A 23,432-nucleotide genomic window follows, 5' to 3' on the forward strand; every position below is an offset into this window, starting at 1 on the left:
AAACGGAAAAGCCCCTGAGGATAAACTCAGGGGCTCGGTCGCCATCAATGTGGGGAGAGTGGCAGAAGCTTGGAAGCGGTGGGAGGGGGATATATCATTGTATCAAACCCTCAGCATTAAACTTTAAACATTAAAGACACTTTATTAGCATACTTAGAACGGATTATTACCCATGGGGCGATCTCGATACAAGAAATACCTAAGTTGCTCTGCAGTTAGTCGGCTAAAGTTTTGATACCTAATTTTAGGATCGTATCGTTCTAATTGAGCTGGGTCATAAAAAGAAACGTCATATTCAGATAGCGTTGAAAATCCGCCTGAATTTTCAATGTAATCAGTTCCGTCAATTGACGCAAGCCACCCCTTTCTGAGAGCCTCGTAGGCTAGAAGCCAGTTACCTGTTTTTAGTTCTGATTGAGTCATCAAGCTTGACCAAAAGTCGAAACTGACATCTCTTGAAATTAATCCTCTTTGCTGGGCATCCAGTGTCAGCAAAGCAATAAAAGAGTTTTCAATATTTTTCAAACTATCAATTACATTTGAATCAAAATCAAGATTTAACAGCATCATCCCCCATATCGCCCAACAAATCTCACTTGTATGGCTTTGCCGAGAATTCTCAGTAATAATAAACTGCAATGTCTTTTTAACTTCAGAGAGTTCAATTATAATTCCGGCATTCTTATAGAACGCGATAAAATCAATTACAATTGGTAACGTGGATGGTTCTGCTATTGCCCATTGTAATAGAATACGTTGATAAAGACTGTAGTTTTCACTTTGCACGATATGAGATGAGGTCCGTACAACTGCATACTTTAATATTGGTTCACTTGGCTCTTCAGATAAAAACTCCATCGTCATGTCAAAGAATGCTAATAAACTTCTTCTTTGTGCCGCAGGAGTTACCATCTTGATATCAAACTTTTGAAGTTCATGCAGCCACTTAGGATCGACTTCAAGAGGTAATTCAATAATTTGTGTTTTTGATGTATTCAGCTCTAGCTCGAATGAAGCGAGTACCTCTTGAAGTGTAGATAAAATAATTTCTGCTTCTTGGAGAGTTTTGCACCCAAACTCAAAGTCATCTATATATCGATGATAGTTAGAACCAATCCTCTCGACTAGTTGTTTATCAACTTCTGACATTATCAATTCAGCAATAGCATAAGAGGTATCAGTACCTATGGGTATGCCCTTTGTCTGTTGATCTTGACCATTTCTAATTATCGTATCAATTTTATTACCAAGGCTATTTCGAAATCTCCTTTGCATTTTAGCAACAGGTTTTGTATGTATCGCCCAAGGTATACTATGTGTATAAATTGTTGAGTAGAAGTTTGAAATATCTGCTTTCAAGATATATCTAGATGCTGTACGTGTTTTTAGTTTGGACTCTGGCAGATGCGAAAACCCTTTTTCCCACTTTAGAGCTCTAGACTTATCATCTTCAACAGGCTTACTTAAAGATTGAGAAGAACGATTATATACTTCCTCAAACTCAGCCCAATGATCAGAAATTAACTTTGATATATGATAGTAATTTATTGGATTTGGGACGCTCAAAGGACGACGTAACTTACCTCTTCTTGCCAAATTATACTTTGCACATTCACTTGTATATTTGGGTCCGTCGCGTCCGTAAGAAAAAGGAGATAAATCCTGAATTTCAGGGTTTAATAGAACTCTACTATAATCTTCGGTACTGAAAACACCAGGCAACTCTTGCGGAAAATAACCCTTTTTTAAAAGCTTTTCTATCATATCACTCGACCTTATTTCATATGGCTAATATTATATTTTTACAAGCCCATACAATACCCATGATGCATACTCAATTCCTTGCACATGCTCAAATTATGCAATAAAACATAAATTTCAACCAATTTCATTACCCAAAGAGTGGTAAAGCAAACGCCATCTCTGGCGTTTGCTTACTCCGATCACATCAATAGAAGCTCAGCCCCACCGGCACTTCCACCCACTGCTTACACCTGCACAGCGCGACGCCCTCTGCGACTTTGACGCAGCGGGATCGGATGACGCCTTGGTGGGTGAAGATGCAGTGGCCGTATTCGCAGACGACGGCGGGGTACGGCCCCGACAGTTCCTGATACATGACATCGAGTCGTTTTGGTTCAAGTTCGGTAATATGAGCCTGTACCATTATTCTGCCTCCATCTTGAATAAGGCGATGTCGAGTTTTTCGTAGATGGATGCAAACAGATAAAAAAGATGTTCAGCGGTGAGAGTTTCAACCGGGCCTGAGGATGCGCTGGAGATTGCGGCTAACCCGCCAATCATTTCCCGGGCTTCGAGGACTAAGGTGTGCGGATCTTTGTTGATTGCCTGGAAAGCAGAAGCTGAATTTATAGACATAGCATGTCTCCTCTTAGATGCAATTCATGCTGCCAAATCGGAGACGCCAATACTCACGATGGTGGCAACTCGGACAGGGTTGGCGTAACCGGCCTAAGAGGAACCGGCGCGACCGAAGTCGCCCCTGCCCAAGCTACCATAGAGTACTGTTTTTTCCAGGTGTGCGCGAGCGCAGCCCAACAAAAAAGACGCTGAGCGCGTCTTTCGGGCTCTCTTAGTTTGCTGGACGCCAATCCAGATAACAGATTTTGCTGTTATGAATATGAGCTTAACTGCGCATTTTGGGGGTGTCAAGGTTGAACGACAACGAAGATCACTTTACTTGGCAATCAATAAACTCCGTTGTCACTCCATAAAATATCCACTAAAATTGGCATAGCTACGGATATTAAGAGGAGTAGCACTATGTCTCCAAAAACTGAAGTTCGTGTTTCTGTTGACTCTGAATTCCTGAGTACACTTCAGAAAAGATTAAATGTGTCTAAATCAACTGACTTAACCAGACTTGCCCTTACTCTGCTTGACTGGGCATCAGAAGAAGTGAGCCATGATAGGACAATTTTATCAGCAACAAAACAAGGCAAAGATGTCCATCGATTAGTCATGACAGAACTATCAAACATCAAGAAGGCAAAAGAAGAAAAGCCAACAAGGGAACCAAATGCCGGATGATCTAGATTTGCAAAATGCAAAGGAAACAACCCCTAATATTGCCCCAGTTAGTGAACCAGAGCCTTTGACAGGTAAAGAAAAAGCCGGTGTGTCACTTACCTGGGGCATCATCGGGGTGTTGGTTGGATTTCTAGTAGTCATCCTAATCATTTTCACGTGGGGTGAATCCAGATACTTTAATGCGTTTGATCAGTTAGAAACGATAAAGGCAACAAGCCAAGCACTAACTACAGAGCAACTCCAAAAGATCGATGCCCTTTCAACTTCTTATGCTACTCAAAGAACTGAGTTTCGGGCTTTTTGGTTCGATACTCTTCAGCTTATTTTGTTAAATGTTCTATTCCCAACGTTAACCGCGTTACTTGGTTACGTCTTTGGAACAAGCAAAAATAACAACTCTTAGTTCATTCAATCAAAAGGAAGCCTGAGCTACTCTCAGGTTTCCTTTCACATCTTCGCTAAATGTACCCGGCCTCGTTTCAAAGTCCTTGCCGCAAGCGAATTCAACTGTTTTGTTCGAACTTGTTCTGCAAAACGGGCAGCATTAACATCACTTAATTGAGTTTTACCAAAAGAACTCGATTTGATAGTCATCTCCTACCCCATGTCGAAACACATACATTTCATAGCTCTTAAGGTTATCTTTATGGTAATTGTATTCGATTTCGCTCTCAAACACCGACATATAGCTAATAAACGTTCATGCAGCATATCTACTTCAGACGTATTATCTTTACAAGACAATATCTCTCCGATGAGAGCGCTTAATCCAGAGCGCATTAAGCACCCTAATATTGGGTCACCAAAAATAAGAGGTGGCATATTTTCTATAAATTGTTCAGCTTGGCTTTCCCCTTGAAATAATTCAGTGATTGGTATAAATTTTGTTGCCCAACCATGTTCTGTCAATAAATCTATTACAATGCAAACAGACTCCTCCATCAATATAATTTTAACTATAGCTTCAACGGTTCCACCTTCAGGACTTTTAATTGCCTTCAAAATAAATTCAGCCTCACCATTAATCAAATTTTCATTATTCCATCTAATCTGAAATTCATATTCCCTCCCGTTAACATCTTTAATTATCTTGATCATAAGGAACCTCACAGAAATTTTCACATACAGTGTAATCTATATTATTCAGGCACAACGTCTTAAAGGTCAGATCAAGAAATGAAACCTGCCATAGGAGCAGACTTGAGATATAAAAGGAATATAATATTATCTTTAATCAACATTCTTTCCTGTTTACAGGCACTTCCACCCACCGCTTACAACGGCACAAGGCTATCCCCTCGCGATTTTCACGCAGCAGGACGGATCACGCCTTTGCTGTCGCAGATGCGGTGGCCGCATTCGCAGACAACTTCATTCACAATGGGTTTCGCTGAGTGGAACTGAGGGAGTTGTTGTGCGGTATTCATGATTTGCTCCTAGCTTTCTGCCGTTCGTCTGCACTGGCTTGTACTGTTGTCGCTCATCATATCCAAGCTACATAGGCAAAATTGCCCAATTTTTCAGCAGAATCAGAGGGTCTCGGTGTCGATGCCTTTGTGCTTCAGCAATGGTGCTGACAATGGCTTCAGATGCTTCCAGGGGGTGGCGATCATGTTCTCTTTCAGTGGCCCTGTTGCAGGGCTGCAACTTTTTTGACGTGGCCCAGCACGGCCTTCTGCCCTTCCCGGCTCTGGCCTTTCAGCCAGCTGATGCGGTCAGTCTGGCTGATTCGGTCTTCCTTTGTCACTTCGTCTACAAACACCACCTGCTCATAACTGAGGGTATTGGGGTGTGCTGCGCACGGCCAGCACGGCTTCATCAATGGATTTGCTGACGGTGGCGGTCGCAACTGTGGTGCTGAATATGATGATTTTGATGCTGGAGCGTATCACGCAAAGGAATGAATATTTCATTTAAATACAAATCTTATAACTAAGAATAATAGCAATAAATGTAATGACATTGGCCATAGTGCCACAAAACTTTGGAAAGCCAAAACAATCGCCGCGATTATAGCGAAAGGTGCAATGACCCATAATAAAGCAATGAATGCCTTTCGTAATCGACCTGTTGCGGAATCAATGATGACATTAACTAACCAAATGATCCCAAATAATATAACAAAGAAAATGATTGTTACGAAAAATTTAAAGTCAGCAGAAAAATCAAAAGGCATAAAACACTCCCAAAATGAATCATTTTTTATAAAATATCGTGTACAATGACCACAAGTTACTTACTTGCTTTTAAAATTAATTAACTTGCATAAACCCCAAAATAAAACACTATTCTCACCTTCTCATTCCTTCATTGATTACACATTTATCTTGGGCTAAATATTCTCTCATCATGAGTGATGTGACTTGTCTTCACTCAAGTGATGCGCTTAAAGAACCATCTTTATTTAAACGTATAAACAATCTTATTCATTATGAAACTCAATTTATAACGATTCACTCTAAAAAAACAAGCAAAAGTTCTACATTGCTTCACTCTTTGACCCAATTCCGTGCTAATTGCCCTCAGAAAAACAACACAAACATCTTTAGAATGCGAAGAAAAATACCTTCAGGAGATAAAAATCACTCAGTTAACCTCGACATTCAACTCACAAAATTCATATATCAACCCACTCTCACCATGCAATCAAATATGATTTTGAGTTACATTTGTACCAAACTGAACACAGTGATTTTCATACACATGACACCCATAGGATGATATCCAGTGAGAACCTTTGAACATCGCCTTCGTTTTATTCAGCAAGACCGGACCCAGTCAAACTGGGCAGAAAGCTTTGGGTTGTCTGAGCGCGAATTTGCAGCCATATTCACCGGCCAGTTTCCTGATACAGCGTCCCTTCAACTGCTTCGCCGGGTTGAAAACGCAAATCTGAACTGGTTACTGACGAATGATGGCGAACCCTTTTTCGTCAACCATCACCTCTCAAGAGAAGCGTTTGCGAATAAGATTCAGGCGAAATTGGCATACAAACCCTGGCAGGTGTATTTGTGCTCACTGGCAGAGCAAACAATGCTGCTCCTCACCCACCCGGCTCAGATTGAACACAAGGGCAAGACAGTCGATTATCAGCAACTTGAAATTCATGTCGGTCCGAACACTCAAGCGCTGGCCGACACGCTCCGTCCGTCAGCAGAAAAAGGACAAGTCCTTGTCCCGCAGTTCAATACAACCGAGAAAAAGTCGATTGCAGGCGGCCAGCTTGGCACCTACGGGCTAATGCGAAATCGCGCCATGATAAAGACCGAGTGTCATGTGGCCGAACCTGACTCCCTGCATTTTCCGGACAAGCACGCAGCAAAAAATCAAGTAGACACGATTTTATTGCAAACACTCATAAAACTGCTTGAGCAGTATCTTGCTGAATCTGATGAGGTGCTGAGTGGTGAAAGCAGAGCCAAAATTATTTCAATACTTTACGGCTTTACAGGCAAGATGAAAATGACGGCCACAGACCTGACACCCGAACTGATCCAAACTGCAATCAAGATCATGCATGAGCAGAATCAATAAGCCGTTTCCTGTGATCGCGCAGGCAATCCCTTCATTCATGAACGCAGCTTTTTGCTGACTTGCTAAGTCGCTGATCTTGATTCGAAATGCAACTTGATTCGCAAAATGCAAACCCTCGTCTTTCCCAATCTGTCCTCTCTTTTCATTGAATTCAGGAACCCGGCTGCCATCCGGCTTTCGGTGCCTCTTCTCTGTGAATCATGACGCATTGGCATACTTCCTGCCTGAGCATTTTCGAGCAAATTTCATATTTTGATTTCAATGTATTGCATTCACTGTAATGCTCAGACCGTGTCGGGAGTCGTTATGAAGCTGGAATATATTCAGGGGAAAGACAGTCAGATCACAATTGTTATTCAGGGCGAAATGGATGCAGAGGGCTGCCGGGATATCCAGCCTTATCTGGACCAGATCATTACGCAGGAAAAAGGGCCGGAAATCACCATGGATTTCAACCAGGTACCCTTTATTGATTCGTCCGGCATTGGTGCCATTGTTTATCTCTACAAGCGGCTTCGCGAACAGCATTGTACGCTTTCGCTGAATCAGGTTCATGGCCAGCCTTTGGAACTGCTGAAGCTGCTCAGAATCGATCAGGCAATTTCAATCAACCCGTATGCCCCGGTTACAGAAAAATAATCTCAGGGAATTGCCCATGTGTACGGACAGCAGATGGATCCTCACTTTGTTGCTCACGTTCCCCCAGCTTTTGCTGACTGGCTGCACCGTCTGGCCGGAAAAAGGCACCGGGGGGATGGCAGAGCATTATCCGGTGACGCTGGCCCCTGTGATGCCGGATCAACCGCTGGGGCCTGAGCATGGCCTGCGCTTTGAACTGGACATGGTCAGCCAGCATTTAGACATTCTGGTACTGGAAGGTGCAGAGCAGTGCTTTCCAGCAACTGTTGTCCAGGCAAAGCAAAATCAACAGCGCATCACCAGAGAGCTGGAAGGCGGACTGAGTTACGATGCGGCCAACGACTTAATCGTTCAGCGAAATCTGCTGAAAAGACTGGAAAACCAGCTTGATCATGTAAAAAACAAAGGGGCATGTCAGCCTCAGACGGCGAACCTGCCGGCACCGGCAGCACTGGCCAGCAAACTGTATCAACTACTCAACAGCGACAATCAATTTGCGTTCAACTCACCGGAAGTGAATCCCAAGTACATGGGGCACCTTGCCGAGGCCGCCATTCTGCTGCGGGATATTCCCACCTATCGCCTGCACATTACCGGTCATGCCGACCGGGTCGGCACGCCTGAATTCAATCAACGGCTCGCACTGAACCGTGCGAAGCAGGTACAGCGATACCTTGAAATTTTCGGACTGCCGTCAACACGGATCAGTATCGCTTCCGTCGGCAGCGAAGACCCGTTATTTGAAGGACACGGCCCGGCAGTGCGTCTGACAAACCGCAGAGTCAGTATCGAGCTTGTTGAGATCGCCCACCCCATATCCGGGTCCTATGCACAGCCCAAGCACGGTAAGGAGTCGCCCTGATGTCTGGCTTACGTCTATTCCTCTCGGCAATTCTGATTGTAGTGGTGTCTGCCACGGCATCAGCGTATTCCATTCAGCATGGTGATCAACTGACCATCAGCCTCCCGGGGGAAGCATCTCTGAACCGGACCTTTCAGGTTGACCGGCAGGGCCAGATTCAGTTACCGGAAATCGGCCCTGTGAAAGTCGCCGGGCAGACCGAGGTTTCTGTCACCACTTTTATTCGCGACAAACTGGGAAGTGTGATTCGCGATCTGGATCATCTCAGCGTGTATGTCAGCAAGCGACAGTTGCTGATCAGTATCCAGGGCTATGTCAACACACCCGGTGAATACACCCTCCCCGCCAGCGCATCGGTTCAGGCCGCGATTGTTGCAGCCGGGGGCATGCGTCCGGGGGCACAGCTAAATGTCATGCAGCTCAAGCGTGCAGGCCACACCCGCACATTTAACTACAAAGCCTTTCTCGACTCCGGCGATCAGTCTTTACTGCCGGTTTTGCAATCTCTGGATGTCATCTTCGTTCCCGCCTCGCCCATGATCGGGAATATCGAACAGGATTTTGACCCCCAGAATCTGGCAGATGCCGGAGATGCCGCCAGCGACAGAGGGGCCGTTAAAGTGTTTGGCGAGGTCAATCACCCCGGCAGCTTTTCACACAAAGACACGGCAAATCTGGTCGACTTGCTGATGCGGGCCGGCGGCGTCACCCGCTATGCCGGTGTTGAGCAAATCCGGGTCATTTCAAACAATGAACCCGTCATTTTTAATCTGAAACAGTATCTGGATACCGGTCAGGAAACGCTGTTACCGCCCATCGTGCCGGGGGCAACCGTCTTTGTTCCCCGTCAGGAAGAAGAGGTTAAGCGTGGCGCGAACACCATTTATATCATGGGTGAAGTCGCCAAACCCGGCGCTTACGAGACCAAACAGGGCACCTCTTTTATGGATATTCTCGCCAATGCCGGTGGCCCGACCCGCTTCGCTGAATCCCGCCAGATCCGCATTATCACGGCAAAGGGAGACATCAAGTCTTTCGACTTGTCTGGTTTCACCGAAGGCACGTCACGCAGAGCGCTTCCTCAGGTTTCCCCGGGAGACGCGATTTTCATTCCCGAAAAGACCGACATGAACGAAAAATCATGGCTGAAGGTGTCACCACAACGTGCCGTCAGAATCATCGGAGAAGTCATTCGCCCCGGCCGGATTGAATGGTCAAGTGAAATGAATCTGCTTGATTTGCTGGCCCATGTCGGCGGCCCGACCTCACGGGCAGATACCGCCAGAATTGAAGTGATGACCCCAAGTGCTGCCGGTGTGAACCAGACCTACACCTTCAACCTGGATCAATTCCTGAAAAACAGTTCCCGCAACAGCGATTTACCCCCGGTCCGTGCGGGCACAACCGTCCGGGTGCATGATTTACCGCAGGATCCGACCGATAACAAATCGCAATGGGTCCGACAGAGTTCTGAATTGTCTATCTATGTGTTTGGACAGGTCGGTGCGCCCGGTCGCTATCGGTTTACAAACCGCATGCATTTTCTCGATATTCTGTCGGCGGCTGATGGCCCGACCGCCAATGCGGATATCCACAATATCCGCATTACCCATCGCCATGGCGATACCGCCAGAGTGACCAAACTGAATCTCGCGTTATATTTCGAAACCGGCGATGAAAACCTGCTGCCCAAAGTCACCACAGGAGATGCCATCTACATTCCGGAAAAAGATCGCAACTGGCTGGAAGAAAGTAAAGAATCCACCATTCGGGTGCTCGGTGCCGTGAATAAGCCGGGACGCTACCGTTTTAATGACAACATGACCCTGCTAGATTTACTCGCGCAGGCTGGCGGACCAAGTGGCAACGCCTATGTCGAAAAAATTACCGTGGTCAATCTGTCCTGTTGCCGGGATCAGGCCAGAACCTTTGATCTCACTGAGTTTGGCCGGACCGGTAATTTCAGCCTGCTTCCTGTCATACGCGCCGGCGATACCGTGTATATTCCGGACCGCAGTGAGAGCACGATGGAAGCATTTCGGCGCGGTATGAATGATCTGTTCCAGTTCGCCGCCACAGCCGCACTGGTGGGCTTATTATGAATACCTTCTCACCCGACTTGCCTCAAATTGAGCAAATCTATCGTCACATTGTTCAGGAAGAACTGAAAAGTGTGGCGATTACCTCAGTGAATGCAGAAGAAGGGGTGACCTCACTGGCGGTGGCTCTCGCCCAGCGGCATTTACTTTCCGGTAAAAATACATTGCTGGTCGACCTCAACCTGCACCACCCCACACTACTGCCGGTTCAGCTTCATCCTGAAACAGCAACTGAGCCGTCATTTGGCACCCCCTGCACAGTCTGTATTGATGCTGCGCCAGTCATTCTCAACGGCATCATTGCGCCCTCAGGCAGAGCCGACCGGATGATGCTGCGACGCCCGCATGCCATCTCAAGCTGGATCAAAGAATGGCAAGCGACTTATGACCTCATTATCTTTGATACATCCCCTGTCTCGCAGACAAACCAAATCTGTATTCCACCGGAAAGCGTCGCAGCCGCCTGCGATGGCTGCCTGCTGGTGGTGATGGCAGGCAAGACTACCGAAAGTCTGGCGGAGTCATGCGCACAGTCACTACGTTTCGCAGGTGCCCGACTGACCGGCACAATTCTCAACGACCAATACCATCCGCCACTGCGTTCAGAGATCCAGCGTGAACTGGACCGACTGCCGCAATGTTGCCGACGGCTGGTCATGGCATTGCGCAAAAAAGTGTCTGAAAACAAACTACTCTCCATAGAGCTGTAACATGGATGACAAAAAAGCCGCCGACAAACGTGAACATACAATGGATCTGAATATGGACATGAACATAAACATGAACATAAACATGAACATGAACATAAAAACTGTTTTACTGGACATCGAACAGCCCGCTACCCTCGCCAGTGTTACGAAAATCCGGCGACTGCTTCAGCAGGCACTGAGCCTGAGTCAGGCTGACCGTCAGACAGCCCATCAAATCGCCCTGTGTTTTGCCGAGGCTGCAACCAACCTTGTCCAGCACAGTGTTCCGGCTGCCCGGTTATTCAAGGTCAAATTCAGCATGTCCTCTCAGGCGTGGTTACTGACGCTTGAGGACGATGGCGGGAGCTGGGATCCGACTCAGTTAAACCCTGCCACGCCGGACACCCTGCTGGATGCATTTACACTGGATGCCCTGACGCTGGAAGCTGAATCCGGCCGGGGAATCGCACTGCTGAGAACCCAGTGCAGTGACCTCGCTTATCAGGCGGCAGACACAACAGCCAATGCATTCAATTGCCTGACGATCACCTGGACCAACCGCCTGAACGATCCCCGGCCAACGATCGTGATTGTTGATGACGAACCCTCACAGCAGCGTCTTTACCAGACTTACCTGACCGAAGACTTCCAGATACTGACCGCCGATAACGGCCAGCAGGCACTGGCTGTCATCCGGCATCAGCATATTGATTTAGTCCTGTCAGATATTCAGATGCCCGGGATGAACGGCCTGGAGTTCAGAGAACAGCTCAACTCACTGTCGCCCGGTGCGGCTGTACCCTTTATCTTTCTGACAACGGCCAATACCAGTGAAATGCTCCAGCAGGCTGCCACCATAGGTATTGATGACTACCTGACCAAACCCGTCAGCAAGCAAATGCTGTTACACACCGTGCACCGCGTGCTTGAGCGCTCGAAACAAGTCTACCGCCATCTGACCGGTCAGGTGAACCGGCAGATTGCCAGCGCCCTATCACCTCAGCTTCCTGCCAATTGCCCGGGCTGGCGTCTTGCCGTCAGGCAGCGAAATACAGGTATCGGCGGCGGTGATTTTGTGATTGCTCAGCCATGCGAAAACAGCTTTTTTATCGCGGTCACAGACATCATGGGGCACAACGATACCGCCAAATTTTTCTCTTATGCCTACGCCGGTTATCTGCGGGGGATGTTGTTAAATCTTGCGGAAATTGATTGTCCGCCGGATGAGGTCTTGCGGCGTCTGTCCATGGGGGCACGCACCGATCATTTTTTATCTCAGGTCACCCTGACCTGCAGCGCACTCTGTCTGCATCCGGACGGAGAGGTCGTTCTGGCTTCCGCCGGACATCCACCACCACTGCTCATCACGAAACAGGGCATTCAGGCTGTAAACATCAGCGGTATTTTGCCCGGGCTGCTGGACGACCCGCACTACCCCACCATCACTCAGTCGCTGGAACCCGGACAACGTCTGGCGGTGATCAGCGATGGCTTGTTTGAATCGGCTATGACACCAAGTGGCCGACAGGAACTGGAACGAAAAATGCTAGATGCACTCAGAAAGACGCTTTCCCAACCACTCGACGATGCCATGGCGCACGTCATGCAAGTCTTTGATGACTTCACCGGGGGAAAGCCGAACGATGATGCCCTGCTGCTGCTGATTGAACGGGATTGCGAATGAGCCCATTCCTTCAGATGCAACCGCTTAAGCGAGCTTTAAGGAGTCAAGATGAGAATTCTGATTGCCCTGTTCCTTGCCTTGCTGGTGACCCAGCCAGCACATACCAGAGAGATTATTTTTGGGATTGTTCCTCAGCAAGCCGCCAGCAAACTCGCCCGGGTATGGACGCCAATCCTCACGCAGGTTTCAGCGCTGAGCGGCCATACCATCCACTTTGCAACCGCGCCTGATATCCCCACCTTCGAAAAACGTTTAAAAAACGGGGAATACGATCTCGCCTACATGAACCCGTATCATTATGTCGTTTTCCATCAGGAACCGGGGTACAAAGCAATTGCCAAGGCAGCCAACAAGCAAATCAAAGGCATTATTGTGGTTCGGAAAGACAGCGGGATCGCAACCCTGCCGCAGCTTGACCAGCAGACACTCGCGTTTCCGTCTCCGGCCGCATTTGCGGCCAGCATTTTAACCCGCACCGATCTGTCCGCCGCCCATGTCCGTTTCACGCCCAAGTATGTGTCATCCCACGATTCCGTTTATCTCGCGGTGGCTCAGGGCATTTTTCCTGCCGGTGGCGGTGTAATGCGCACGTTCAACAGCATTGACCCGGCGGTGAGAAACCAGCTCACCCCCATCTGGACAACCAAAGGCTATACCTCCCATGCCATCGCCGTGCATCCCCGAATTGATCATCAGACAGCCACCAGCATCCAACAGGCACTGATCGCACTCTCAGACAATCAAAACGGCCAGACAGCCCTGACTGAATTAGCCATCTCCGGGTTTGAGGCTGCCCAGGACGGTAACTGGGATGATATTCGCGCCCTGCAAATCGACTTATTGCACGATTTATTGCATTAAAGGAGCCCCTGATGAGTATTCGTCTGAAAACCATTCTGGGCATTGCCTTCATTGAAGTACTTGTACTGGTGCTGTTAGTCAGTAACGCGCTGAACTATCTCAGCCAGTCAAACCAGTCCCAGCTGGAACAACGCGCGCAGGCAGCCACAACGCTATTTGCCCGTGCCACCAAAGATGCGGTGCTATCTTACGACCTGGCAACATTAAACAGCCTGGTTGACGAGATGATGGCGATTTCAGACATCAAATACGTCCGGATCAGGAATCAGGTCCAGATGCTTGCTGAAGGCGGTGATGTCCCCTCCAACCCACCAAGTTCAGGTAAAGATCGCGGCATCAGTGACGTCGATGACGGCATATATGACATCCACTACCCAATCGTTGAAGCCGGAACCGTCTACGGCAGTATTGAGCTTGGCTTTTCGACAGCAAAGCTGGAAACCCTGCTCACCGACGCAGGAAAGATGTTTACATCCATCGCGGGTCTGGGGGTCCTTCTGGTCGCAGTCTGCTCGTTTGTACTGGGAACCGCGCTCACCCGGCAATTAAGCCGGCTCAAAATGGCAGTTGATGAAATCACGCACAACGGTCCGGGGATGACGCTGCCCAATCACACAAACAATGAGCTGGGGGCTGTCGTTCGTTCATTGAACACCATGTCACTGACGCTGGCGAAAAATCAGCAGGAAATCCAGAATTTGCTGGCGGACAATAGCCGGACCCTGCATGAGCTGCATCGAAACGAAAAAATACAGCAAGCGATCCTCACAGCGTCATTGGATGCCATCATTACCATCAATCAATCCGGCTACATCGTTGATTACAATACCAACGCCGAAGTGATTTTCGGCTGGCACAAAGATGAAATCCTGCATCAGGAAATGGCAGCGTATCTGGTGCCGGAACACCTGAGATCGCAGCACCGTCAGGGCATGCGTCACTTCATTAACACCGGCGAAGGACCGGTGCTGGGCCGTCGCATTGAAACCCTGGCGCTGCATAAAGATGGTCATACTTTTCCGGTGGAACTGGCCGTCTCTCCGGTTGAAACCGACGGAGACTATTTATTTGTGTCGTATATCCGGGATATCACAGCCCGCAAAGTTGCCGAAAAAGAACAACTGCTGGCCGCTCAGGCTTTTGATGCTCAGGAAGCCATCTTTTTTGCAGACGAGTCTGGCAGTATCCTTCGCTACAACCCAACCTTTCAGCAGTTAACCGGTTATGACCCGGAGTCCTGCGCGCCACTCCCCAGCCTCAGCCGCCTTGTGCCCGTGCATCAGGAAATGTGGCAAACCATACATCAGGGCGAAAAGTGGTCTGGCGAATTGGTATTACACCCTGTTCGCGGCGAGGCTGTCCCCATTTATTTCAGTGCGTCGCCCGTATTCCCGAACGAGCAGGATACGCTTTACGTCTGCCACTTCATTGATATTTCAGAACAAAAAGCCCATGAGGCCAAGCTACAAACAGCACGACGGGAAGCAGAAAAAGCCAATGAAGCCAAAAGCCGCTTTCTGGCCTCGATGAGCCATGAAATACGGACTCCCATGAACGGCGTGCTGGGTATTCTGGATATCCTGCAGGGCGAAACGCTCTCTTCGCATCAGAAAAATCTGGTTCAAACCGCCCATGAATCCGGTAAACACCTGGTGGCCATCATCAATGACATTCTGGATTTCTCCAAAATGGAAGCTAACAATCTGGTGCTGAACAATGAGCCCTTCCATATTCAGCAGGTATTCCATCAGGCCATTGAACTGATGATGCCTCTGGCTGAGAAGCACCATCTCGCACTGTCATTATCATTGCCTCCGGAAGCCAACAACTTCGCGCTGGGAGATGCGGGCCGTATCCGTCAGATTCTGCTCAATTTGATCCACAACGCCATTAAGTTCACCCCTCAGGGCGGAGTTCGCGTGGAAGTCTCGCTCACCCAAACCTCGCTCACCCAAGCCTCGCTCATGGATGTCTCTTTCACAGAGACCTCTTGCACAGACGCCTCTTTCAGGAAAAAAGCGTGCTGGCACCTGAACTGCCACGTCATTGACAGCGGGATTGGCATCGCAGAGGAAGCACAAACCAGCCTGTTTGACGAGTTCACCATGTCTGATCAGGGATATACACGAGCAACAGAAGGCACAGGTCTGGGATTGGCAATTTGCAAACGCCTGATACAACTCATGGGGGGTGAGATAGGCATCTCCAGCACCCTCAAAGCCGGGAGTGATTTCTTCTTTAACATCCCCTTGGCATTTGCATCGCAAGATGCGACGCATCTTCTGAACCAGACTCAGTCACCGGTTATGACAACCGGCATGAAGATTCTGGTCACAGAGGATAATGCCGCGAACCGTCTGGTCATTGATCACATGCTGAAATCTGCCGGCATTGAGGCCGACATGGCCATCAGTGGCGAGCAAGCAATTCGTGCCGTGCAGAATCATCATTATGATCTTATCCTGATGGACATTTCGATGCCCGGTATGGACGGCATGGAAGCAACACAGCACATCCGCGCCCTCTCACCCGAGAACCAGTCATTACCGATCATCGCTTTAACCGCCCACGCGCTGACCGGCGACAGGGAACGTTTTCTGGCTGCCGGAATGACCGACTACCTGAGCAAGCCCATTCACAAAGCCCAGTTACTGGACTGTCTGAACCAATGGATGAAACCAGCGCAGTGCGACTTAGCACATCCGCTCTCCGAATCGTTTCAGACCATTGATGAAGCCGAAACCTTCAGTGCAAATCAAGACGAAATTCCGCTGTCGCTGTATCCACTCGTTGACCCAAAAACGATTCTCCAGTTGATTGAAGATACCTCTTTCGAGGATACCGAAATGCTGGTTGAACTGTATCTTGAAGACAGTAACAGCCGAATTGCAACCATCCGCGCGGCCATCCGGAAAAAGAACCCGGAACAATTGCAATTTGAAACCCACGCGCTCGCCAGCAGCGCTGGAAGTTACGGCAATATCCGGCTGTCCATGCTGGCAAGACGCATTGAACATTTGTGTATCCAAAATTGCCCAGCGGATGCGCTCAAACTGGGTGAGCAACTGCTGACTGTCGCAGAAAAATCATTCCTGCAACTGAGCGCCTTAGATCTTCACACAATTGCCCTGAAAACAGGGAGCTGAGCTGTGTGGGCGGTGGGTGGTGGGTAGTTGGTGAAAGACGCACTTTGAGTTGCAAAATGCAACTGCAACACAAGTCACCGAGAAGGCCGGTATGGCTCAACACCCTGCAGTACGTCCAGCGTCTATTCTGTCACAGCTTTTTTTGCCACAGAGAGTGGCATCAAACTTGCCGGGATACCGTCTCCGATTGTCTGCTGCGAGACTCTGCATGAGTAAGAAAGTCATCCCCGAAAACATACGCAAAAGCATACCCGAAACCACGCCCGCCAGATCGGCCAGCCGTCCGATCTGGCTGATTGTGGACAGCCAGACTCTGGGCGGGATTGAAACCCATATTCAGGAATTGGCAACCGCATTAAAAGCCAGTCACTATGAGACTCAGGTCATCCTGTGGCAAGACTACGGCCAGACACACCCGCTGATCGCCAGACTGACGGCACGCGCAGTCTCCGTATCCGTGCTGGACGGCAAACTCAGCAGCCTACTCCGTCTTGCAAAACACACTCGCCCCTTACTGATTCATACCCACGGCTACAAAGCCGGAATTTTATGCCGTCTGCTCAAACCCTTTTTGTCCTGTCCGGTGGTTTCGACCTATCATGCCGGTGAAACCTGTCATGGCAGGCTGGCGCTCTATGACATGGCTGACAGAGCCACGGCCTGTTTTGCCAATGCCACATTTGCCGTCAGTCACAATATTGCCAGCCGACTTTCCCGGCCATCAATCGTGCTGGATAATTTCATCAATCATCTGAGCCAGACGGCTTCTCAGGGCCACCAAATCGCTTTTGTTGGCCGTCTCAGCCATGAAAAAGGCCCGGATCGCTTTGTTGAACTGGCCCGGCGATGCCCGGCATTTCAGTTTGACTGCTATGGCGACGGTCCGCTCAAAACTGCGTTAGCACAAAACTGCCCGGCGAACCTGCACTTTCACGGTATGCAAGCCGATATGTCTGACATCTGGCCGAACATTGGTCTGCTCATCATGCCTTCCCGACACGAAGGGCTGCCGATGGCCGCACTGGAAGCCCTTTCGTTCGGCATCCCTGTCATTGCAACGGCGGTGGGTGCAATGAGCCGCGCGATCATCCATGACCATAATGGCTGGCTGATTTCCCCGGATGAGCCTGAAAATCTGCATTACTGGCTGAATCACTGGCTCACACTCCCCGCCGAACAACGCATGCACATGCGCCAGCAAGCGCTCCGTTCAGTCCGGGAGCAATTTTCAGCCGAAGCCGTTCTGCCCGCATTGCTGGCACAATATTCGCTTGTCGTCAATCTGACACCAGCAAAGCTGATCTGACGAAGCAGCACGAATGAACAATCAAACGGGCAACATCTGAATCACACAGTTCAATCACACAAGTGTCTTCGCACACGCAGCTGGTTGGCACAGATAACGCATCGTCAACACTGAGTCTCGAAAAGATATGTATCGAAAAGATGTGTATCAAAAAAACGCATTGTAAAAACTCGCACACCCATCGACATCGGTTCGGAGGCAATGATGAACAGGGAATCAAACAAAACCAAAACCATTTTGTTTGTTCACTATGGCGACGAGGGTATCCGGGGAAGTGAGCGGTGCCTGCTGAATCTGTTCGCGCATCTTGACAGACAGGCCTATACACCGGTGCTGTGGTGTAACAGCCAGGAGTTAGCGATGGCGGCCAGAGCGATGGGCGTCGCCTGCCATGCCACACCTTTTTCCTTATTACTTGGCTGGGGAAAACCCAAGTTCCGGTTGTATGGCTGGTGGCAACTGGTTCGTGCCGGTCAGCGCTTAATTCAGTCCTACCGCGCAGACGTGGTCCACTGCAATAGCGGCGCCCCATGTCAGTGGATGCACTGGGCTGCCAGATGGTGCCAGACGCCGATGCTTGTTCACCTGCATGCCCATTATTCACTTCGGGATCGCCTTTCTCTGGGTCTCTATCAGGCCCCCTTACTGGTCGGTGTCAGCGACTATGTGCTGTCACCCTTTATGCAGGAAGGATTCTCTCCGGATCAATGCCAAATCATTCCCAACGGCCTTGATATCCAGGCGCTGGAAGCCGTTGAAGCATTTCCGTTCCGAAGCACATTGGGCATTCCCGAACATGCCATCGTTCTGGGCTATGCCGGGGCAATGTTAATGGAAAAAGGCATTGACCATTTGCTGAATGTCACCCACAGGCTGATCGCAAAAGGATACCCGGTTCATCTCGTACTGCTCGGCGAAGGACGGGATCAGCAAACATTTGAAGCGATGGCAGAAAAACTGAATATCCATGATCGCGTTCATTTCGCAGGTCAACAGGCCGATGCCATTGCCTGGATGAAAGGCGGGATGGATATTTACGTCTCCAGCGCACACTCCGAATCGTTTGGTCTGGCACTTGCGGAAGCCAGTCTGGCCGGGCTGCCCGTGGTCGTCAATCAGATTGGCGGCGTTGGCAGCGTGATCAAAGATCAGATCACCGGGCTTCTCGCCGCCACAAACAATGAAGTCGATTTACTCGCCAAAATCGAAACACTGTTGTCCGATCCGAACCTGCGACAACGTCTGGGCGCATCCGGACAAAACAACGTGCGTGAAAACCTGACCATTGAAAAATATTGCCAGTCATTTGAAGCGCTCTACGATGTCCTCGCCAGTAACACTGACGCCTTCCCTCGCTTGCATAAAGACTGGCATCTGCGGGCCATGTCCCGGGGCATTCTGAACTTTCGTCCAAACAGACTCACCCGGTTTCAGGCACAGCGCTGGTTAGAGGAACCCTGTCATGGCGAAAAGTAACACCATCTTCATCATCGATCCCATCGCCTTTGGCGGCGGCAGCAAAAATGCGACGGTTTCTCTGTTAAAACAGCTCCCTGCCGGGCAATTTCAATTCCGGGTGCTCACCAACGATCCGGAAAGCTGGCCACTGCCAGACTGTGAACACATCCCGCTGTGGCGTCCCCGGTGGCTGCCCGGAGGACCTCATGGACTCGGCTATCTGATGCGTCACCTGCTGACGGCTGCTGCGGGTCTCAAAGTCTGCCTGAAATATGGCCAGCCCGCGCTCTTGCTCGGTGCGTCTGGCCCCGGGGTCGATTTTTCTCTTTTCCTGATCAAAAAGCTGACCGGCTGGCCCGTGCTGCAACTTATTCATGGCCCTGTCGGACATTCCCGCCTGCTTGGACGAAGCCTGTCAGCGGCTGACCGAGTCTGTTTTCTCGAAAGTTGCCAGGAAAGCCTTACGGCAGCGCTTCACAAGGCTGGCTACCGATTTGCTCCCTCCCGAGTGAAATTTCTGTCGTTTACGAATGGCCTTTGCGCGGAACAGTGGCCCAGCGCCTGCCAGTATGAACGCCCTCGCCTGCTGTGGGCCGCGTCATTACTGAAGTGGAAAGGGCTGGATCTGCTAATTGAGTCACTTGAATCACTGCCGGTTCAGCATCGACCGGAAACAGAGATCTGCTACCTCACTCCCCGGCAAACCCAATTGTCGGTGTCTGAAGCCGGACATCCGGTCGCCCGGGTTCACTGGCATGAAAACCCATTCAACCTTGATGCTATCAGATCGCGTTCTAACCTGTTCGTTTCGACCAGTGTTCAGGAGCCTTTTGGCCTTTCCATTCTGGAAGCCATGGCCGCAGGGCATTGTGTTGTGATCCCATCTGACGGGGCTTACTGGGATTCTGTGTTAATGGATGGCATTCACTGTATCAAATACCCGCCGGGTGACTGTGATGCACTGGCTCACACCCTGTTATGGCTGAGCCAGGACATGACAACAATTCAGCGGATTGGCACCAGAGCGCGCCAGCTCGCCGAGAATTACAGCGCGGAAACATGCTATCAACCTGTCGTCAAGGCAATCACCGAACTCTGCGCACCAACTGCCACCGATATACCCCCCAAATTGCCGCTATTCCAACGCGTGAAAGAACGAATCAGAGGCGTCAGACATGGTTAAACTTCCCGTTCCTAAAGCGATGCAATCAATGATGTTGTATGGCATCAGTCTTGTGCTGATGAAAGGGGTTTCCCTGTTGATGCTACCTTTCATCACCCATCAGCTACCGCCCACTGAATTTGGGCGATTGGAAGTGCTGACCAGTATTGCCATGTTTGCCAGCATTATTCTGGGCATGGGGTTAAGCGAAGCGCTGTACCGTTTTGCCGGTGCTGCGCAAAATGAGCAGGATCAACGATTTCAGGCCAGTCAGGTGATGGGGATTACCCTCTGCATGGCCATCCTAACGTTGCCCCTTGTCTGGACAGCCGCCACAGTCCTTGGCGATCTCAGCCCGACCTTGTTTTCCCGTTATGAGTTACGTCTGATGTTCACCGTCCTTGCATTCGAAAGCTGCATCGCTGTCCCGCTGGCATGGCTGAGAATGCGTGATCAGGTCTGGACGTTCTTCCTGCTGACAACAGGGAGAGCCATCATTCATGCCGGGTTGATTCTGTGGATGCTTTATGCCGGCAAGGGTGTGACCGGTATTCTTGAAGCCGGACTGATTGTGGCACTGACGCAAGCCGCGCTTTTGCTCATCATCCAGTACCGGGATACCGGCATCCGGATCCAGCGAGTCAACCGACGGGCCATTCTCAGCTACGCCTGGCCGATCATGGGCAGCGGCTTACTGGCATTTACCCTGAACGGATTCGACCGGTGGGTTTTGGCTCACTTCGCCAGCCTGCAGGATGTCGCCCAGTATGCCGTCGCCAGCAAATTTGCACTCGCCGTGGTCCTGATGATGCAACCCTTTGGCATGTGGTGGATGCCCAAGCGCTTCGGAGTGCTGTTTGGAGAAAATGGCCGGGATCAGGCCGCCCGAATGACAACCCACGGTCTCGCCCTGCTCGGACTGATTACCGTCAGTGTCAGCCTTGTCGCCCCTGTATTCATTCACTGGCTCATGCCAGCCAGCTATGCACAGGCCAGCCGCTATGCGTTTGTTCTGATCCTCATCGCTGCGCTGCGAGAAATCTGCGAGTTGCTGAATCTCGGCGCTTTAGCGACCAAACGTACCCGCGCCCTGATGATGATTCAGGGCTTGAGTGCCATGATCGGTGTCAGTCTGATGATCCTGCTCACGCCACACTGGTCTGTCTGGGGCATTCTGACTGCGCTGCTGACCGCCCAGTTCATTCGTGTCCTGCTGACATGGCGTTTCAGTCAGGTACAGCATCCACTGCCCTTCCGCAGAAAAGCACTGGCAACCGGCGCAGTCCTGACCATGTTTGCGATGAGCCTGAGCATATTCGCGTGGAGTACGGCGACTCAGATACTGCTTGCCGGTATCGCAACCCTGATGCTGGCCGGGTGTTTTCATCATTTGCAGCTCTTACCGGGCTTCTTCAGGCAAAGGACGCTGTCACGATGACGAATGGAGATCTTCAGTCGCCCAGAAATCAGTGCCTGCTCGGGCTGGCATTGTGTGCTTTTTGCGGCGCAATATGGCAATTGATCCCACACCCCCTGCTCCTGCCGGTATTCGGCCTTGCGCCGTTTGCCATCTTGTTTGTGCTGACCCGCCCCTTCCTCATGGTGCTGCTGTTTGTGGTTTTTTCTTTCTTCCGCATCCATGAAGTCTTCCCACAGCTTTACTCACTGAAAATTCCGCTGCTGCTGTCACTGGCTTCTTTGGGTGCCTTGTGCTGGCATCTGGGGATCTCGCAGCAGTATCGCGCCTACTGGCACCGGGATCTGACCGTGCTGACAACCTTCGCCGTCCTGGTTTTGATTGGCGTCATCATGGCCGAAAACCGCGCGATTGCCCTCACATACTTTAAAGCAACTTACTGGAAAATCCTGATCATGGTCTTTGCGATCGCCTGGTTGTCCCGGACCGCGAAAGACTTTGCCCTGTCCTCTAACACAATCGCGTTTTCAGGTATGGTGGTCGGCCTCGTCGCTTTGTACAACAAAGCCAATGGGATCGGGCTGGTAGAAGGTACCCGCGTCACAATCGGGCGCGCAATCGGCTCAATGCTGGGCGATCCCAATGATCTGGCATTGGTTCTGATGTTCCCGACATCATTTGCTGTTGCACTGATGCTGACCAAAACCATGCCGCTTTACAGCCGGTTCATCGGGCTGCTATCGACGCCTATTTTGTTCAGCGCAGTGCTTGCGACCCAAAGCCGTGGCGGTCTGCTGGGGATCCTCGCCGTCTTCGGCTTATTCGGCTACCGGCGAATGCAATCCAAAACCCTGTTTTTCTCACTCGGCGCTCTGGCGGCCGCGTTTCTCTTTCTGGCCGCCGGTATTTCAGACCGGGCTTCTGGCGGTGCCGCTGAAGAAGGTATCGATGCCTCCGCCATGGGCCGGCTGTATGCCTGGGAAGCAGCCACAAAAATGGCGGTTGCGCATCCGTTCACCGGCGTCGGGCTGGACAACTTCTATGCCAATTACTTTTTCTACAGTCCGCACTGGGACGGCCTGAACCATGCAGTTCACAGCACCTGGTTCGGGGTCCTGGCTGAAACCGGATTTCTGGGTCTCACGGTTTTTGTGACCCTGATTATTTGTCTGATACGCACAGCTTTTGTCAGTCTGGGCCGGATTGAGTCAAACCTTACACACTACGATCCTGCCGTGTATACAACGGCGCAGGCTGTGCTTGCCGGATTACTGGGAACTGTTGTGTCTGGCACCTTTCTGACTCAGGGGTTTACCTGGCCCATCTATATTCTGGCGGCACTGGTGATTGCTGTCGGCAACTATGTGAAAACTCAGACACAACGAATGTCCCCGTCCGGCGACTCATCCCTTGCACTTTGCGAAGCGAACTGCCATCAATCCATCAAGAAACCGAAATTGCCTTTGAAAACATCCCCGAAATGACGAACTGGCACCGCCTATGCATAACCCTGAGACTAGCCTG

21 protein-coding genes are annotated in these 23,432 nt (G+C 50.2%); 15 read left to right on the forward strand and 6 right to left on the reverse strand.

Annotated features, from left to right (window positions below; all coding sequences use genetic code 11):
- Positions 1 to 153 precede the first annotated feature (153 nt).
- The 3 genes from EA58_RS00420 to EA58_RS00430 form a co-directional block, all read right to left on the reverse strand.
- Positions 154 to 1,764, reverse strand: coding sequence for an RNA-directed DNA polymerase (locus tag EA58_RS00420; protein ID WP_036747632.1), 1,611 nt, complete (start codon positions 1,762 to 1,764; stop codon positions 154 to 156).
- 184 nt (positions 1,765 to 1,948) lie between these two features.
- Positions 1,949 to 2,167, reverse strand: coding sequence for a hypothetical protein (locus tag EA58_RS21790; protein ID WP_036747636.1), 219 nt, complete (start codon positions 2,165 to 2,167; stop codon positions 1,949 to 1,951).
- A complete protein-coding gene (locus EA58_RS00430; RefSeq protein ID WP_036747639.1) occupies positions 2,167 to 2,379 on the reverse strand; it encodes a hypothetical protein in 213 nt (70 codons plus the stop codon). Before EA58_RS00430 ends, EA58_RS21790 begins: the two co-directional genes overlap by 1 nt.
- A 405-nt stretch (positions 2,380 to 2,784) precedes the next feature.
- Here EA58_RS00430 and EA58_RS00435 point away from each other — a divergent pair, with 405 nt between their 5' ends.
- Together EA58_RS00435 and EA58_RS00440 are read left to right on the forward strand one after the other, a co-directional pair.
- On the forward strand, positions 2,785 to 3,051 hold the full coding sequence (locus EA58_RS00435) for a hypothetical protein (RefSeq protein ID WP_036747641.1): 267 nt from the start codon (positions 2,785 to 2,787) through the stop codon (positions 3,049 to 3,051).
- Entirely contained in the window at positions 3,041 to 3,454 is a 414-nt protein-coding gene (locus EA58_RS00440) for a hypothetical protein (RefSeq protein WP_036747643.1), read from the forward strand. The genes EA58_RS00435 and EA58_RS00440 overlap by 11 nt, the downstream gene beginning before the upstream one ends.
- Positions 3,455 to 3,648: 194 nt before the next feature.
- Here EA58_RS00440 and EA58_RS00445 read toward each other — a convergent pair whose 3' ends face one another.
- The 3 genes from EA58_RS00445 to EA58_RS00455 all read right to left on the reverse strand — a co-directional run bounded on the left by EA58_RS00445 (position 3,649) and on the right by EA58_RS00455 (position 5,227).
- Positions 3,649 to 4,149 carry a hypothetical protein gene (locus tag EA58_RS00445; RefSeq protein ID WP_036747645.1) on the reverse strand — a complete coding sequence of 167 codons (501 nt, stop codon included), beginning with the start codon at positions 4,147 to 4,149 and terminating at the stop codon, positions 3,649 to 3,651.
- Between the two features lie 523 nt (positions 4,150 to 4,672).
- Entirely contained in the window at positions 4,673 to 4,870 is a 198-nt protein-coding gene (locus EA58_RS00450) for a hypothetical protein (protein WP_036747647.1), read from the reverse strand.
- A 90-nt stretch (positions 4,871 to 4,960) separates the two neighbouring features.
- Complete coding sequence (locus tag EA58_RS00455; RefSeq protein WP_036747650.1) at positions 4,961 to 5,227, reverse strand: hypothetical protein; 267 nt, start codon at positions 5,225 to 5,227, stop codon at positions 4,961 to 4,963.
- A 551-nt stretch (positions 5,228 to 5,778) separates the two neighbouring features.
- Between EA58_RS00455 and EA58_RS00460 the strand changes: the two genes are divergently transcribed.
- The 13 genes from EA58_RS00460 to EA58_RS00525 all read left to right on the forward strand — a co-directional run bounded on the left by EA58_RS00460 (position 5,779) and on the right by EA58_RS00525 (position 23,392).
- On the forward strand, positions 5,779 to 6,585 hold the full coding sequence (locus EA58_RS00460) for a hypothetical protein (protein ID WP_036747653.1): 807 nt from the start codon (positions 5,779 to 5,781) through the stop codon (positions 6,583 to 6,585).
- 306 nt (positions 6,586 to 6,891) lie between these two features.
- Positions 6,892 to 7,224 (forward strand): STAS domain-containing protein, encoded by a 333-nt coding sequence (locus EA58_RS00465; RefSeq protein WP_036747655.1) that lies wholly within the window; start codon positions 6,892 to 6,894, stop codon positions 7,222 to 7,224.
- A 16-nt stretch (positions 7,225 to 7,240) separates the two neighbouring features.
- Positions 7,241 to 8,086, forward strand: coding sequence for an OmpA family protein (locus EA58_RS00470; protein WP_051641799.1), 846 nt, complete (start codon positions 7,241 to 7,243; stop codon positions 8,084 to 8,086).
- Positions 8,086 to 10,188 (forward strand): SLBB domain-containing protein, encoded by a 2,103-nt coding sequence (locus tag EA58_RS00475; protein ID WP_036747657.1) that lies wholly within the window; start codon positions 8,086 to 8,088, stop codon positions 10,186 to 10,188. Before EA58_RS00470 ends, EA58_RS00475 begins: the two co-directional genes overlap by 1 nt.
- Positions 10,185 to 10,895 (forward strand): P-loop NTPase family protein, encoded by a 711-nt coding sequence (locus EA58_RS00480; protein WP_036747658.1) that lies wholly within the window; start codon positions 10,185 to 10,187, stop codon positions 10,893 to 10,895. The genes EA58_RS00475 and EA58_RS00480 overlap by 4 nt, the downstream gene beginning before the upstream one ends.
- 82 nt (positions 10,896 to 10,977) lie before the next feature.
- On the forward strand, positions 10,978 to 12,558 hold the full coding sequence (locus EA58_RS00485; protein WP_161781004.1) for a SpoIIE family protein phosphatase: 1,581 nt from the start codon (positions 10,978 to 10,980) through the stop codon (positions 12,556 to 12,558).
- Positions 12,559 to 12,606: 48 nt separating this feature from the next.
- On the forward strand, positions 12,607 to 13,419 hold the full coding sequence (locus tag EA58_RS00490) for a phosphate/phosphite/phosphonate ABC transporter substrate-binding protein (RefSeq protein ID WP_036747660.1): 813 nt from the start codon (positions 12,607 to 12,609) through the stop codon (positions 13,417 to 13,419).
- An 11-nt stretch (positions 13,420 to 13,430) separates the two neighbouring features.
- On the forward strand, positions 13,431 to 16,565 hold the full coding sequence (locus EA58_RS20745; RefSeq protein WP_051641801.1) for a PAS domain S-box protein: 3,135 nt from the start codon (positions 13,431 to 13,433) through the stop codon (positions 16,563 to 16,565).
- A gap of 208 nt (positions 16,566 to 16,773) precedes the next feature.
- Positions 16,774 to 17,871, forward strand: coding sequence for a glycosyltransferase family 4 protein (locus EA58_RS00505; RefSeq protein WP_051641802.1), 1,098 nt, complete (start codon positions 16,774 to 16,776; stop codon positions 17,869 to 17,871).
- Positions 17,872 to 18,075: 204 nt separating this feature from the next.
- A complete protein-coding gene (locus EA58_RS00510; RefSeq protein ID WP_051641803.1) occupies positions 18,076 to 19,347 on the forward strand; it encodes a glycosyltransferase family 4 protein in 1,272 nt (423 codons plus the stop codon).
- Complete coding sequence (locus tag EA58_RS00515) at positions 19,334 to 20,512, forward strand: glycosyltransferase family 4 protein (RefSeq protein ID WP_051641804.1); 1,179 nt, start codon at positions 19,334 to 19,336, stop codon at positions 20,510 to 20,512. Before EA58_RS00510 ends, EA58_RS00515 begins: the two co-directional genes overlap by 14 nt.
- Positions 20,505 to 21,929, forward strand: a complete 1,425-nt coding sequence (locus EA58_RS00520) for a lipopolysaccharide biosynthesis protein (RefSeq protein WP_036747662.1) — start codon at positions 20,505 to 20,507, stop codon at positions 21,927 to 21,929. Before EA58_RS00515 ends, EA58_RS00520 begins: the two co-directional genes overlap by 8 nt.
- The gene (locus EA58_RS00525; protein ID WP_081819507.1) at positions 21,926 to 23,392 is read left to right on the forward strand and encodes an O-antigen ligase family protein; all 1,467 of its coding nucleotides are present in this window, start codon (positions 21,926 to 21,928) and stop codon (positions 23,390 to 23,392) included. Before EA58_RS00520 ends, EA58_RS00525 begins: the two co-directional genes overlap by 4 nt.
- Positions 23,393 to 23,432: the final 40 nt, after the last annotated feature.

The sequence above is a fragment of the Photobacterium galatheae genome (genome assembly GCF_000695255.1).
Lineage (GTDB): Bacteria > Pseudomonadota > Gammaproteobacteria > Enterobacterales > Vibrionaceae > Photobacterium > Photobacterium galatheae.

Bases quoted from the DNA above. Each gene is read 5' to 3' on its own strand.
- EA58_RS00420 (WP_036747632.1), bottom strand. From the start codon at position 1,764: ATGATAGAAAAGCTTTTAAAAAAGGGTTATTTTCCGCAAGAGTTGCCT.
- EA58_RS21790 (WP_036747636.1), bottom strand. From the start codon at position 2,167: ATGGTACAGGCTCATATTACCGAACTTGAACCAAAACGACTCGATGTC.
- EA58_RS00430 (WP_036747639.1), bottom strand. From the start codon at position 2,379: ATGTCTATAAATTCAGCTTCTGCTTTCCAGGCAATCAACAAAGATCCG.
- EA58_RS00435 (WP_036747641.1), top strand. From the start codon at position 2,785: ATGTCTCCAAAAACTGAAGTTCGTGTTTCTGTTGACTCTGAATTCCTG.
- EA58_RS00440 (WP_036747643.1), top strand. From the start codon at position 3,041: ATGCCGGATGATCTAGATTTGCAAAATGCAAAGGAAACAACCCCTAAT.
- EA58_RS00445 (WP_036747645.1), bottom strand. From the start codon at position 4,149: ATGATCAAGATAATTAAAGATGTTAACGGGAGGGAATATGAATTTCAG.
- EA58_RS00450 (WP_036747647.1), bottom strand. From the start codon at position 4,870: ATGAAGCCGTGCTGGCCGTGCGCAGCACACCCCAATACCCTCAGTTAT.
- EA58_RS00455 (WP_036747650.1), bottom strand. From the start codon at position 5,227: ATGCCTTTTGATTTTTCTGCTGACTTTAAATTTTTCGTAACAATCATT.
- EA58_RS00465 (WP_036747655.1), top strand. From the start codon at position 6,892: ATGAAGCTGGAATATATTCAGGGGAAAGACAGTCAGATCACAATTGTT.
- EA58_RS00470 (WP_051641799.1), top strand. From the start codon at position 7,241: ATGTGTACGGACAGCAGATGGATCCTCACTTTGTTGCTCACGTTCCCC.
- EA58_RS00475 (WP_036747657.1), top strand. From the start codon at position 8,086: ATGTCTGGCTTACGTCTATTCCTCTCGGCAATTCTGATTGTAGTGGTG.
- EA58_RS00480 (WP_036747658.1), top strand. From the start codon at position 10,185: ATGAATACCTTCTCACCCGACTTGCCTCAAATTGAGCAAATCTATCGT.
- EA58_RS00485 (WP_161781004.1), top strand. From the start codon at position 10,978: ATGAACATGAACATAAAAACTGTTTTACTGGACATCGAACAGCCCGCT.
- EA58_RS00490 (WP_036747660.1), top strand. From the start codon at position 12,607: ATGAGAATTCTGATTGCCCTGTTCCTTGCCTTGCTGGTGACCCAGCCA.
- EA58_RS20745 (WP_051641801.1), top strand. From the start codon at position 13,431: ATGAGTATTCGTCTGAAAACCATTCTGGGCATTGCCTTCATTGAAGTA.
- EA58_RS00505 (WP_051641802.1), top strand. From the start codon at position 16,774: ATGAGTAAGAAAGTCATCCCCGAAAACATACGCAAAAGCATACCCGAA.
- EA58_RS00510 (WP_051641803.1), top strand. From the start codon at position 18,076: ATGAACAGGGAATCAAACAAAACCAAAACCATTTTGTTTGTTCACTAT.
- EA58_RS00515 (WP_051641804.1), top strand. From the start codon at position 19,334: ATGGCGAAAAGTAACACCATCTTCATCATCGATCCCATCGCCTTTGGC.
- EA58_RS00520 (WP_036747662.1), top strand. From the start codon at position 20,505: ATGGTTAAACTTCCCGTTCCTAAAGCGATGCAATCAATGATGTTGTAT.
- EA58_RS00525 (WP_081819507.1), top strand. From the start codon at position 21,926: ATGACGAATGGAGATCTTCAGTCGCCCAGAAATCAGTGCCTGCTCGGG.